This is a genomic window from Leptospiraceae bacterium (assembly GCA_015075105.1).
In the GTDB taxonomy this organism is placed as follows: Bacteria; Spirochaetota; Leptospiria; order Leptospirales; family Leptospiraceae; genus JABWCC01.
In genome coordinates, this window is sequence record JABTUZ010000002.1 from 740,958 (window position 1) to 754,816 (window position 13,859).

The following is a 13,859-nucleotide window of genomic DNA, read 5'->3' on the forward strand; positions in this document are numbered from 1 at the left end:
AAATCAAAACTTTTTTCTATATAGCCCTAAAAAAATAGAAAATTAATGAAATTTTTCAATTTTATGGATAAAAATTTTCATTGAGGTGCAACCTTTTGCTATAATTTTCTTTCTAATTGGTATAACTATGTATTTTTCAACAATTTTTTCGGCATCCATTCTTTCCTTGGTGGTGCTTTCAATTGACTTTATATTTCGATTTTCCAGAATTCAGAAATTTTCCTCCGAAAACCTAGTGTTTTATTCCATATCAGTATTTTTGTCCTTCTTATTTTGGGTAATAAGGATAGATATTTTATTCTATTTGAATCGGTTGAAAAAGCCTCTCTATTTTTTGGTGCTTGGCTCCTTTTCACTGTTTTATTCATTTTTGATTATAGGAAGCTATTCTTATTTTCAGTTTTCAAAAATTTTACCCAATTACTTTTCTATTTCCTATATTTTTCAAGAGCCGAAAAACAGTTTTACCTTAGTGCGGGATAGTACCAATTTTTTTGGGTTGGGTCTTATTGTATTATTTGCAATCTTACTCTTTCTTTTCTTAAATTTTATTATTGACCAGAAAAAAAAAGTTTCCAATTGGAAATTTTTAGTTGCAATAGTTCTTTTTTTTGTTCTATTTCCCTTTTTAGTCCATAACACAAGGTATAGAGACCAAGTATATATCGCAGATACAAACGGATATTCATTTATTGTAAAAATTTTGTACAATGAATTAACCGGAGACAAACTTGGTTCAGCAGGTCTTCAATCCAGAACTCCTTATACGTTAGGTGATACCCAAGATCTTGCGCCAAAATACAATGTACTGCTTATCGTGGCAGAAAGTCTTAGAAGAAAAAGTATGGGATTGTATGGATACGATAGAAATACTACTCCAAACCTAAATAAATTTCGTTTATCGAATCCGAATAATTTTTTTCTATTTCAGAAAGCCTATTCCAATGCGACAAGCACATTGATTTCATTTCCGTCCATTCTTACAGGGGTGTTGCCAAATGAGCCTACTACGAAGACTCACAACTCTCCGATATTTTGGGAATTTGGAAAAGCAAAAGGGTATTCTACTTTTTATATCACATCACACGATTTAAAGTGGAACAATCTAAACGGGTATTTTGCAAATGCGGGAATTGATTATCTTTGGAGTAGAGACTCTTATCCGGGATTGTTGTTCAATGATTTAGGGATTGATGATAGAGAAACTTTCAAAGAATTGAAACACCATCTTAGCAAATTAAAAAATACTAATAAAAATTTTTTTGGAGTTTTTCATCTAAATACAAATCATTTTCCCTATTACCACCCCGATGAATTTGAAGTTTGGAAAAAAGGAAAACCTTACGACTACTACGACAACTCTGTTTTATTCATGGATAGCATAATGGGAGAATTTTTAAAATATTTAAAGTCTTCCGGTTTAGATAAAAATACAATTGTAATTTTTACGTCCGATCACGGAGAATCAGTCGGTGAGCACGGATATTTTGGACATATTGAATCTAACTATATTGAAACTATTTCTATTCCGCTATTTTTTTATATTCCTTCCCAAATTCAAAAAACTTTAAAATTACCAAGAAAAGATCTAACTCAAAATTTAGAAAATAATGTTATGAATGGAGATATTATTCCTACCGTCATAGAGCTATTAAATAGAAAAACTAAAAATAGTTGGAATAAAAATAATTTGAGACTGGAAGGCATGGACTTATTTGGAAATATTCCAGATGACCGAGAATTGTTTATTGTAAACAATAACGAAATTTCTTTATACAAAGTCGGATTCAGTCAAATCAAAAAGAACTGGCACTATATCTACAATTATCTTGGGTACCCTGAGTATGAAGAGCTTTACGATTTGAGTAATGACCCGGGCGAATTAAAAAATATTTGGAACATTGGCTCCAATGAATTCAAAACAAACACAACGAATAGTTTTCAAAAATGTCAAATTTGTATGAATGTTCGAGGTGACAGAGATAAAATGAAATTATGACTCTACTTAAAAAAATCCTAAGACAGATTTCGTATTGACAAACGGCAAGCTCGCTTGAAATACAGGTTTATTTGCAGAAAGGTTTTTTTCTCTAAATATAAAATATTTTTTATGCTAATTGGACTCATTTTACAAGGAGGGTGCAAAGTGACTGACCCCTACTATAAAGAAAGAGAAAAAATGATAAAGTATCAAATGGAATGGAGGGGGATTAAGGATGCGAGAGTCTTAGAGGCGATAAGAAAAGTTCCAAGGCATGTTTTTATTCCCAGCTCACATAGTTCTCTTTCATACCAGGATAGTCCAGTTCCAATAGGTTTTGGTCAAACTATTTCTCAACCCTATATGGTGGCTTATATGACAGAGCTTCTGAATTTGCAAGGGATTGAAAAAGTTTTAGAAATTGGCACTGGTTGTGGTTATCAAACTGCAATTTTAGCTGAGCTTTCAAAAGTAGTTTTTTCTATAGAAATTGTAAAAGAGCTTTGTGAAATTTCTAAAAAAAATCTGGAGATTTTAAATTATAAAAATATTGGTTTAAGGTGCGGGGATGGATATTTTGGTTGGAAAGAAGAGTCTCCCTTTGATGTAATCCTAGTAACCGCAGCACCCAAAAAAATTCCCGAAGCATTAAAAGAGCAATTAAAAATAGGCGGGATCTTAGTCATACCTGTTGGCAAAGAAGAGCAATACCTATATGTTTACAAAAAAACAAAAGCCGGCTTTCTAGAAGAAAATAAATTTAGAGTGGTTTTTGTTCCCATGACAGGAAAGATTCAAGATTAGCTATTTCTTTTTAGCTTTCTTTTTCTTTTCCTTTAGCTCTTTTAAATAATCCAACATAGCATCAGGAGTTTCAAATAAAAATTTATGATCCTTGCCTGTTCTGGAGCAAGACTTTGCAGAATACTCTCTACATAGGTTGGGTCTTGTCTCATAAATGCTGCACATTCCATTGGGTTGAAGCTGAACACAGGGAGTGATGAACAATAAATTCCAAGCATTATCGTTATCAATATATATTTGTACATTTTTGTGGTGCAAATACCAAGTGTAGTGATCTAAAGTTTCTTTATTTTTTGGAAATTCAATCTCCACAGAAACATAATTGCAGCAACCATGACAGGCAAGGCAAATTTCTGTCTCTGTCATTTTGTCTTCATTCGGAAATTTTGGAAATACTAAGGGAGTATCGCCTTTGGAATATTTATCCATATTCACTTACCTTTGCACTATCCTATTTTTTAGGGAGGGCTTTTACATAAACTTCTGCAGTCGAAATATTATCAAAGGTATTTTCAATATTTTTCATAAATTCATCTGAAATATAGCTCGCCGACTCTGTAATGTTTTGAATCTTGCGAACAACAGGTCTTAGTTTTACCTCTTTTATATTCGTCACCGGAAAAACTTTCAATGAAATCTGGATATTGTTTGAAAGGGAAATTTGAATTTCCTTGGTTTCTTTTGTTTTGATTAATTCTTCTGCGACTAAAAATCCTTCTCCATTCAAACTATCTGGATAGCGATCTACTTTCAAGTCTCTTAATCCTGTAAATAATAAATCCCCCAAAGCAGGGTCTAATAAAATCTTTTTTTGAGACAATCGAATGTAAGAATTTCTTTCAGAATTATTTTCTATTACAGGGTTTACCACCAATTGAACTTTTTTTTCTTCTGAGATCAACTCGATTTTTTTTATTTTAGAAATGCCTAAAGGAAATACGTTTAGCTCTCTAAAGCCAATCGGATTCTCCAAAAATTTATTGAATATGTAAGAGTGTGTAGAATAGATTTTTCCACCTGTCTCAAAAAATCTTCTTGATTTATCTCGGGATTCATTTCCTAAATAAAACTCTTTCAAAACTTTATTATTTTTCGATAGAGAGATTGCGGGAGAATTTTCAAAACTAATACTAAGATTTTTTCTGTACCCGTCCTCGGCGAACGCAGCAGATAAAATTTTTAAGACCGACAGTTCCATAAAAAGATTCTTGCATTGATAGTTGCACTCATACAAGATTCGCTTCTCGGATTCTTTGTCGTCAGATTCTACAGTAAAAAAAGCAGTATCTTGAAACCAATTCGCATAACGCATAAAAATCAATTCTGAGTCCTGCATTTTTTCAAAAATCTTTTTGGATCTTGGAGGACTAAATACAATTTTGTCAGGGCTCTCTTTCCACAAAATTTCTTCTTTTAGGTTTTCCCGATCTTCATCTACAAAAAGAAATAAAACTAATAGGAAAGTAAATACTACAACCGCGATAAATATTTTTTTCATAATAACCTTGTTTTTTTTCTTAGAATTACAAATCCGAGTCCAGCGAGGATTATAAGCCCGGGAAAAGCAAACATTCCAATCACCCACACTATTTGCTTTTCTTTATCTGTTAAGTTTACAATTTCTATGTCAGTTTTTTTGAGTACGATTCCGCTTAGAATTTCTCTTTGCAAAACCCAATTCACTGAGTTTACGGAAAAGTTGGAATTCAAATTTAATGAAAAGTATTGATCGGTCAGCCATGATGTTCCTGAAAAAATTATGACCCTTGGGTTTTCGCCTTCTTTTTTATTTTTTAATTGAAGTGCATAACCCAGCTGATAGTTATTTTTTGTTTCTTTACCGTCTAACTTCCCATTTTTATTTGAATCAATAAAAGTATCAAATCCCGACTCCAAAAGAATATTCGATTCCATTTCAGTTGGTTTGTCTCCCTTTTTCTCAAAGTATCCTGAATAAGGATACACTATGCCTAAATTTTTTTTCTCCAAAACAGTTTCGATTGGATGGCTTCCAAAATTTTTTGCTATTAAAATACCAAATCGTCCGTTTCCTTGAGACAGGATTTCTTTTTTAAAAGTTAAATTTGCTCTCTCCAATATCCAATCAAAATTTTCAGAGCCGAGGGGGTCTATGGATATGAAAAGACTTCCTCTTTTTTCTGTTACGTATTTCCAAATAGTATCTCTTGCTTCCTTGGAAAATGGAATAGAAGGTCCGATGATCACAATTGCATCAGCGTCTTTCGGAATCTCGCCTGGCCATTTTTCTTCAAATCCGAGAGGCTTCACCTTAAAATTAAAAAAATTTAAGCCAGAAATAAATTTATTGACTTGCTCGTTTGGAATGCTTTGAAATCCCGTACTGAATCTTTCGCCATTGGACGTGGTCATATAAATTGTTTTTTCACTTGTTGAAATATTTAGAATTGCCTGAATAATTTTTCTTTCAATACCTTCCAAGTCGCTGGAATCTTGCACTAAAATTCTTTGCTCTGCAAAAATATTCTTTCCGATAAAAGAATCTTTTTGTGTCCTAAATAAAATTGTTCCGTTTGAAGCTTGCCCTATATTTCCGAGAAGGTCAGTCTCTACATCTGCATTAATAAATTTTACAGAAACATACGGACTAAGCGATCTTAACTCATCCAATATAATTTCAATATCAGGTCGAATCACACTAAGCGCAAAAGTATTCTCAGGTCCTGAAGACTCTAAGGGTCTTGGGTAAAAAGCAAAAATTTGAACTTCCTTCTTCAACCCTTTTAGTATATTTCGAGAAGTTGTAGAAAAAGAATATTTTCCGATAGAGGTTAAGTCTATGTTAAAATTTTTTAATGAAGCAATATAATTCACACCGATTAAAATAGTTAAAGCTAGTGAAATATTCATCACAGAACTTTGCAGAAGTCCGTATTTTCTGATTGAGAGTGCGTTAGACGACTGCATGGACTTTCTAACGTTCTCAAGGAGAATGGTGTATATAAAAAAAGAAAAAGACAAAATGACAATTGCAGCGAGTAAGAAATTTCTAAGTTTAGGGTAGATTGTAGTCTCTTCCGAAACTCCGGGTGCCAAAGGAAAATCCAAGAACATTCTAAGGTGGTATAATAAAAATGCACTTATTCCCAAAGAATACAAAAGCAATTTCTGATTTCTTACTTCCCTTGGTGTAGATTTCTTTGTTAAGTAAGAATAAAAAAAATCAGACGAAATCAAAATAAAAGAAAAAAATATCCAAATTCCTCGAATTGTAGATTTTGTGATCACGGAATCAAATACAAAAAATAGTAAAAGTGAAGCTAAAGAGACAAATGGAAGAAGGTTTTCTTTTTTAAAAAAATCCATACTAACCCCTCCACCTTCTTGATTCGAGTACCTTGATTGTCAGATATACAAAAAATGAAGCACCCGAAACAAAAAATACCATTCCCGAAAATGGAAGCACCCCTCTCGCAAAACTAATAAAGTGCGAAAAAATATGAAGATGAAAAAGAATGGTTCTGGTTGTAGATTGGAATAGATGAGAAAAAAATCCAATCACCCATAATGTCATAATAATCACGATTGAAATTAAAAGAGAGACCATCTGATTTTTGCCCAATACGCTCCCGAAAATTCCTATGGAATATGTAAAAACTCCTAACAGGAAAACGCCTAACGTACCCGAAAAAACTAAGTACATTGGCGCTTTCCAAAAAGAATATAAGAATAAAGGAAAAAGTGCATTTATAAAAAAGGAGATAATGAAACATACAAACACACCAAATAAAAATTTTCCGATTACGATTTCTGAATCTGTTACAGGGCTTGTGTACAAAAGCTCAAGAGTGCCTTTGTTTTTTTCTTCTACAATACTTCCCATAGCAAGAATAAGCATTGCTACTACAATCGTTGACATAAAAGAAATAAATGTTACCATTGTAGCATCTGCATAGTTTGACCTGCCGTTAAAATTTAAAATCAAAACAAACAACGCATTTAAAAAAGCAGTGCCACCTAAAATCATAGGAGAAAGATAAGTCCCGAAAAACAGTCTTACTTCTTTTAAAAAAATCCATTTTATATTATTCATATTATTTATTACAACTTACTCAAAAAAAATTCTTCTAAATTAAAAAAATTGTTTGGCTCTTTTTCAATTTCTTTTTCCAATTCACTAAAGGTAAATTCTCCCTTTAGCCTACCTTCGTGCAAAAATAAGAATCTATCACAAGTTTTGTAAATCTCGGAAAGTATGTGACTGGAAATAAGTACAGTGTGATCTTCCTTTAAATTTTTAATCAGACTTCGCATTTCTATAATCTGTTTTGGATCCAGACCGGAAATCGGTTCATCCATGATTATAAGAGAAGGGCTACCGAGTAGGGCTTGTGCTATTCCGACTCTTTTTCTATACCCAAGAGACAAGTGTCCGATAATCTTGTTCAATTGAGGAAAAATATCTGTCTTCTTGGAAACTCTTTCTATTTCGCTTGGAATATTTTCTGTTGAGATTCCTTTAATCTGAGATACAAATTCTAAATATTCCTGTATTGAAAAATCCTCGTATAAAGGAGGCGTTTCAGGCAAGTAACCGATCTTCTTTTTTACCTCCAAAGGAGAATCAAAAATATTCAGAGAATCAATTTCTACCTCTCCCTCGCTCGGTATCAAAAAACAAGTTAAGATTCTAATCGTGGTAGTCTTTCCTGATCCGTTTAAACCCAGAAGCCCTACGATTTCTTTGCTCTTTAATTCAAAACTCAGATTCTCAACTGCTTTTTTATTTCCAAAATTTTTGGTAATATTTTTGACTTTTACCATAACGCTTTAAGGGTTCATTTTGTATTTATCTTTTAAACTGAATACGTGGTTTTTCCAGACTCTTTCAAATCTAGAATCATCCGTAAATGGTTTTTTAATAATTTTTAGACAGTTCTCCATTTGCTTTGGAGTAGTACTCGATTTAGAATATACTTGTATAATATATTTGGAAAAATCTTTTACAAGGTACTCAAAAATTTGATCTAACAAATCTTTGTCTAATTTTTCAAATTTAGAATTTTCAATAATGAGCTGACCGTAAGGAATCAAACAAAACGCCTCACCGAGTGATAGCATAAAATCAATATCCCGAGACTGAAGTTTGTCCAAGGGAGAATCAGTCAGAAAATATTTGAAAGCCTCAATCTGCTCTTTAAAAATTTTTAAATTTGGAGAATCTACACTATCATAAACTGATTTGTAATCATGGAACTGGATTTTTTTTAGTCCCTTTGTGGTAGAGCCTTGGTTGAATATAAAACTATCATCAGAAAAATCGTTCCTTTTAGGGAGTTCAGGGTAATTCTTAGACTCAAAAAGATAAGTTTGTATAAAATTTGTAACAAGCATCATATTGATATGAGCGGTTCCTTCCAATTTAGGTAGTGCTCGAATATCTCTTGCTGCCATTTCAAAAAACATATTCTTTTCAAAACCTTTTGCAGCTACGACATCCCATATACAATTAATCACTTCCTCTCCCTGCATGGTTACCTTGACTTTTACCATTGGGTTGAATAGCAGGTATCGCCTATCGTCTACAGAAGAATTCCTCATGTAGTCAGATGAACGAATAGTAAAAAATCTCATAGACACAAGTCTGGAATAGGCTTCTACAAATAATTTTTGAATATGAGGAAAGTCTGTTACGTGTTGATTGAAAATATTTCGATTGGCAGCGTGGTCGATAGATTCATACAAAGCGTGGGTGCACATTCCGATTGAAGCCCAGCCGAGGTTGTACTTACAAAACGCTATAGTCGCAAGAGAAGCATCCCAAGCCTCTCTCCCCTTAGACAAAATATCGTCTTCGGTAAGCGGGTAGTCGTGAAGAGCATACTCACCAACATAGTTTTGGGAATTGGTTACGTTCTGAATGCACTCGTAGTTCTTGTGAGAAGACTCTACCGCAAAAAACATAAAGTCTCCTGTTCCGTCTAACTTCCCAAAGGTAGATACTAAGGCAGCTTTGTTTGCGTTCCCGATATAGTATTTGTCTCCGTTGGCGATATACTTCCCTTCACCCTTTGGAAAAACCATCATATCACTGGAAATCAGATCCGCTCCGTGCTCTTTTTCTGAAAGGCCAAATGCAAAAATCCCACCTTCTTCTAATAGTTTTGCGGTCTTATTTTTAATTTTTTCATTCTTGCTCATCCAAATAGGTCCAAGCCCGAGCATGGACACCTGCCAAATATACCAATACGCAAGTCCGTAAAAACCGGTGATCTCGCTAAACATACAATTTCTGTAAGAGTCCCATCTGGAGTCACTCGCACCATAACCCTTTGGAGTCATTAGCACAGAAAATATTTTTTCTTTCTTTATAAAATCTGCAAAGTCCTGATACCAAACCCTTTCGTGATCGTCGTGCTTTAATTTTTTCAAGCCCTTGTTCTCAAAAAAATCTATAACTTTTTTTAATAAAGCTCTGGATTTTTCGTCCAAGTCGCTGTAGTCAGGATTTTTTGGGTTTAATAATAGCATTCTCTATCTCCGTGCAATTCAGGATAAAAATCTAAGTTTTTCGTGTAAAGAAATATTCAAAAAAATATGGCTTGCCCATTTCCGTGAAATCTATTTTAAAATAGCTGAAAGTTTTTTGTAATTTTCTATAACTTCCTTTGTTTTTTCTAATCCAAACTTATTCAAATCGGGGTGGTATTTTTTTAATAACTCTTTGTATTTTTTTCTCAAGTCTGTACGATTTGAATTTTCGTCCAATTGAAAAAATTGAATGAGTGAGAGAGTTTCTTTGTTGTGTGTTTGAAGACGAATGTCTCTGCCATAAACTTCATAATAGGCTCTTTCTTTGGCTTCTCTTGAGATTTTTTGCATATCAATTTTTTTGTCAGAATAAAGAGAAAGCAGATATTTTTTTAGAAAAGAGTCAGCTCCATAAGAAATATCAATATGCTTAATTTCGACATAATAACTGACATATCTGTCGATCATAATTTCTTTATCAAATTTTTCGTCAATATAAGAATCAAAAGCATCATCAAACTTCAAAGTTGCAGAAGAAAGAAGCAAGATTAGCTCTTTGTCTAATTTATGGCTTTCCACACTTGCAGTCAAATAGCGAAAAAAATACTCTACTATTTCGTCTAACGTTTCTTTTGAAAAATACAACCCTCCCTCCATAAATACTTTTTCGGTATTTTCTATCCCTAAGAAATTCGATAAAAACTTGCAGAGCACCTCACAGTCTGTTTCATGAAACCCGCCCAATACGTCATAATTTAACAGAGGGTTATTTGCAGAATAGACCATCCTGTAGTAGATTTCTTTTCTGATTTCCAATAACTCGGAAAGACGAGTCGAAGACAAAAACCATTTTCCTTCAACTGAAATAGACTGTATTTCTGTGATTATATCGAAAAGTGTTGCCTCTGCCTTGTTGTTCTCGTTCATGATTTATTCTAAAAACTATACAAAAAAAATCAGGCAATAGATTACAAGAAAGTATTTTGAAACTAACCTATCTCGCTTTGTTTTTCTATTGATATATTTTGATAGAAGAGCAAATTTTAAATAGAGGCAGTACTTTGGTTATTATAAAAATAATTTTTGAATTGAACAAAATGGCAGTAATAAAAAGATTTTTTAAATGAAGCATTTTGCACTGATTCTATTTTTATTTTGTTATCCTGTATTTTCTCAAAGTAGCTCAAACGATCCAAACATCGTTCAACCTAAAAATGAAAATCAAAATAACAAAGAAGCCCAACCTATAATCAAAGAAAATGATTCAATTGCAATAAAACCCAAAAAGCCTCCGAATCCTCATTTTGTAGCCCTTCTCGGAATTGTTCCTGGACTTGGACAAGCGTATATCGGGAATACATGGTCTGGAGTTTTTCAGTTTGGTTTATTTTATACATTGTCAGGATTAGAGTACCATTTTTCTAAACAACCAGATTATATAGAATACAATGAAAGAGAAGTAAAATTTGAAATAGGAAGGACTTTGGCGGCAGAAGAGTTTCAAAGAAATAATCTGCTCTATAGAAGCATTCCTGCTTTCACAGAGTCTCGATACCAAAGAGACTTGCGACTCTACGAAGAAAGAAAACTCTATGAAATAAACCCACTCTTGAAATACGGAGAATACCAAAGAACTTCCAGAAGCACTTTTTATTCCGATACACTCAATAACCCGGTGTTGAGTGTTATGCTGTACTCCATATACTCCGGGTTTCGGGACGCAGGTGGATTAGGCGAGTTCAAAAAAGACGAAAAAATTGAAGCGCTTTTACTTGCACCGTTCAAGCCAGTGTACTTCACCAATATTAAAATATTTTTACCTATTGCTTTTTTGAGTGCAATGCTTTTGACAGACAACTCTTCTACAAAAATATTAGCACCACCCAGTCTTGTAAGAGACGGCTCCTTAGTGGGTGGCGCTTTTATCACAGGGATAAGCCCTGCTATAGGAGAAGAAGCATTCTTTAGGGGGTATGTAAATTACTCATTAATGCAATCCTACGGTCCAATAATTGGTGGTGGAGTTTCCGGGTTGCTTTTTTCTATGGCACACGCAGGAAACCAAGACGCAAAAGAAGGATTTCTCGGAAGAGCACTACTTGGTTTTTATTTTGCCTATCTACACTATTCTTCAGGATACGATCTGGGCCCTTCCATTGCAATGCACTTCTGGTGGAATTTTCTTATGGGTCTTGCACAAATCAAATACTACAAACCCGATCCGAATTACAACAAGTCTCAACAAGAAGTTCATTTTATGCCTGTGTTCTATCAGATGAGATTTTGAGATTTGCTTTGGAATACATTCTATATTATTAATCCTCTTGACACGAAAGTTTTCCAAGAATTTCTTTATTTACATCGTAAGGAGGGCTTAGATGAAAAAATTATTTGACCTAATATCTAAATTGACCAAAGGCACGGCAGTAATTTTCCTTTGTGTATTTTTTTTGTTTTGCAATCGATACACCACAGTTACAGAAATAGATTCAAACAAAGACGGTAAAATAGACCAATACATGATCTCACTAAAAGATAAAAATCTGGGGATTGCCATGGTCGTAGATGAAAGTAAAGAAGGAAATTTTGACGATATATCTTGGATTCACGGAGAGCCGGGAAATACAAAGGAGAGCTTTGTAGTATTTAACAAGATTTATAAAAACGGAAAGGTAAAATCAAAAACATGGTACGGTCCAAACACTATTAAATTAATAGAATTTAGTGATGAAGATGGAGACGGGTTTTTGGAAACTAAAATCTATTATAATAAACTTGCTTTGCCAAAAATAATCAACGGTCATATTGCAAGAATTGAAATTGATACAGACAAAGACGATAAAACAGACGTATGGCTATTTCCAGCAGATAGAGTAGAAATTGACTCAAACAAGGATGGTGTTCCTGACAGGTATTCTACAGACACCAAAAAAGTCCAAGAGGCTTATAAACAATTTACTACCAGCAGGAAATTTGAATTAACAACACTTCCACTTGAAAAACCAAGATCGTTTGTAATTCACCCTGAGCTGATTCAAATAGACAGATGGAAGGCAAATCTAAATATTCATTTTTAAATAAAAAAAGCCGCCCCAAAATGGACGGCTTTCCACTAATTACACAAATCTAAAATAAATTAGAATGTTGGGTAAGTAGTAGGGCAAGTTCCAGATGCTGTTCCAAAAGATGAAGAAGTGGTAGCTGTAAAGCCTGCACCATATCCACACTTCAACGAAGCAGTAACAACAGCAGAAACAGAAGCCGCATCGGTTTTAGAAATACCATAAGTTGAATAAGAACCACCACTCATGCTTGTTAGAACTGATTTTAAAGCTGAGTCAGAGGCTACAATAGCTGATGCACATGCAGGAACTGAAAAAGCAGCATTCATGAAAGCAAGATAGTTTGTAGCAGACAAGGTAGTCATTTCAGTTTGTCCATAAGGCTTTAAGAGTGCAATTGCAGCAGCAGTAAATCCTGTTACAGACATTGCAGTAGTCTGATAAGCTTTTAGATCCGCAAGGCTCACAGACATATCTGTAGAAACACTTCCAACTCCAGAGTAATTTGTAAGAGCTTTTACTGCAGTGATACTTGCATCATCCTTACAAATCATAACAGCAGACGATTTTCCGCTCACAATTCTATACCCTGCCATTGAACATCCCTGGTTTCCACTTGTTAAAGAAGATTGAGCAGTTGTTATTGTAGCAGTTGTAGTGTTGGTTTTGCTCAAGGTTATTGCTGAACTCAAGGTTGAACAACCAGTGGTTGCATCATAAACAGTTTTTAGACCATCAAACCCGGTATCAACAGCAGTTTTAGCTTCGCTTGGGCTTGTAGTGTAAAGTGATGTATTTAAAGTAGCTGCATTGCAACCGCCTTTTGGAATTGCAGAGCCTGTAGCAGAGTAGGTTGTGGTTCCAGTTGCACTCTTAGTGATAGTAGCACATTTACCGCTTGTTTGATCCAAGAGATAAAACATTAGTGCTGAATTGTTGTCATCCTCTTTCTTTTTTGCACAATTTACGAAAAGACCAAGAGCCAATGCAATTGCTGCAATACTTATTAAATTTTTATTCATTTTTAATCCCCTTTTTTAGATTTAGCTTTATTCTTAGTTTTCTCTTTTTTTTGTCAATATCTTTTACAGTATTTTTTTTAGCTTTTTATTTTTGTTTTACTTATATTATGTCTCATTAGCTTAGATTGTTTTGACCGACAATGTGGGATCTCCAATTCGGAGGACTGATGACGGAGGTCTGAGGTCGGGGGAATAGTGTAGGTGAGAATCTTTTGTAAATAGGTTTATCTTTTAGGATGAGGTTTTGAGCTTTAGTAGAGTTTTTGAAATTTCGTATTTAGTGCAGATTTTACACTTTTCGTGTGAAAATGTGGGATCTCCAATTTTTTAGAGGATTTCAAAAGATTTCGTATTTAGTGCAGATTGGGGATTTTTTCTGTAAAACTTAAGAAAAAATCAAAAAAATAAAAAATTGCAAAAAAAAATAGAAAAAAAGATTGACTAATTTTGTGCATTGCACAAATTTGATTTAGTGCGATG

General features: G+C 33.8%; 12 protein-coding genes. 4 read left to right on the forward strand and 8 right to left on the reverse strand.

Features of this window, described 5'->3' with window-relative positions:
• The first annotated feature begins 127 nt into the window (after window positions 1–127).
• Window positions 128–1,999, forward strand: a complete 1,872-nt coding sequence (locus tag HS129_13315) for a sulfatase-like hydrolase/transferase (protein MBE7413017.1) — start codon at window positions 128–130, stop codon at window positions 1,997–1,999.
• 111 nt (window positions 2,000–2,110) lie between these two features.
• On the forward strand, window positions 2,111–2,785 hold the full coding sequence (locus HS129_13320; GenBank protein MBE7413018.1) for a protein-L-isoaspartate(D-aspartate) O-methyltransferase: 675 nt from the start codon (window positions 2,111–2,113) through the stop codon (window positions 2,783–2,785).
• On the opposite strand, the gene HS129_13325 is transcribed toward HS129_13320, so the two are convergent.
• The 7 genes from HS129_13325 to HS129_13355 all read right to left on the reverse strand — a co-directional run bounded on the left by HS129_13325 (window position 2,786) and on the right by HS129_13355 (window position 10,222).
• Window positions 2,786–3,214, reverse strand: coding sequence for a YkgJ family cysteine cluster protein (locus tag HS129_13325; GenBank protein MBE7413019.1), 429 nt, complete (start codon window positions 3,212–3,214; stop codon window positions 2,786–2,788). It lies immediately after the preceding gene.
• A 22-nt stretch (window positions 3,215–3,236) separates the two neighbouring features.
• The gene (locus tag HS129_13330) at window positions 3,237–4,283 is read right to left on the reverse strand and encodes a DUF4340 domain-containing protein (GenBank protein ID MBE7413020.1); all 1,047 of its coding nucleotides are present in this window, start codon (window positions 4,281–4,283) and stop codon (window positions 3,237–3,239) included.
• On the reverse strand, window positions 4,280–6,130 hold the full coding sequence (locus HS129_13335; protein ID MBE7413021.1) for a Gldg family protein: 1,851 nt from the start codon (window positions 6,128–6,130) through the stop codon (window positions 4,280–4,282). Before HS129_13335 ends, HS129_13330 begins: the two co-directional genes overlap by 4 nt.
• A gap of 1 nt (window position 6,131) precedes the next feature.
• Window positions 6,132–6,857 (reverse strand): ABC transporter permease subunit, encoded by a 726-nt coding sequence (locus tag HS129_13340; protein ID MBE7413022.1) that lies wholly within the window; start codon window positions 6,855–6,857, stop codon window positions 6,132–6,134.
• 8 nt (window positions 6,858–6,865) lie between these two features.
• A complete protein-coding gene (locus tag HS129_13345) occupies window positions 6,866–7,588 on the reverse strand; it encodes an ABC transporter ATP-binding protein (protein MBE7413023.1) in 723 nt (240 codons plus the stop codon).
• Window positions 7,589–7,594: 6 nt separating this feature from the next.
• Window positions 7,595–9,295, reverse strand: coding sequence for an acyl-CoA dehydrogenase (locus tag HS129_13350; GenBank protein MBE7413024.1), 1,701 nt, complete (start codon window positions 9,293–9,295; stop codon window positions 7,595–7,597).
• Window positions 9,296–9,385: 90 nt separating this feature from the next.
• The gene (locus HS129_13355) at window positions 9,386–10,222 is read right to left on the reverse strand and encodes a molecular chaperone DnaJ (GenBank protein MBE7413025.1); all 837 of its coding nucleotides are present in this window, start codon (window positions 10,220–10,222) and stop codon (window positions 9,386–9,388) included.
• A gap of 196 nt (window positions 10,223–10,418) precedes the next feature.
• Between HS129_13355 and HS129_13360 the strand changes: the two genes are divergently transcribed.
• Together HS129_13360 and HS129_13365 are read left to right on the forward strand one after the other, a co-directional pair.
• Window positions 10,419–11,582 (forward strand): CPBP family intramembrane metalloprotease, encoded by a 1,164-nt coding sequence (locus HS129_13360; protein ID MBE7413026.1) that lies wholly within the window; start codon window positions 10,419–10,421, stop codon window positions 11,580–11,582.
• Window positions 11,583–11,673: 91 nt separating this feature from the next.
• Window positions 11,674–12,372 carry a hypothetical protein gene (locus tag HS129_13365; GenBank protein MBE7413027.1) on the forward strand — a complete coding sequence of 233 codons (699 nt, stop codon included), beginning with the start codon at window positions 11,674–11,676 and terminating at the stop codon, window positions 12,370–12,372.
• Between the two features lie 59 nt (window positions 12,373–12,431).
• On the opposite strand, the gene HS129_13370 is transcribed toward HS129_13365, so the two are convergent.
• The gene (locus tag HS129_13370; GenBank protein ID MBE7413028.1) at window positions 12,432–13,379 is read right to left on the reverse strand and encodes a hypothetical protein; all 948 of its coding nucleotides are present in this window, start codon (window positions 13,377–13,379) and stop codon (window positions 12,432–12,434) included.
• Window positions 13,380–13,859 lie beyond the last annotated feature (480 nt).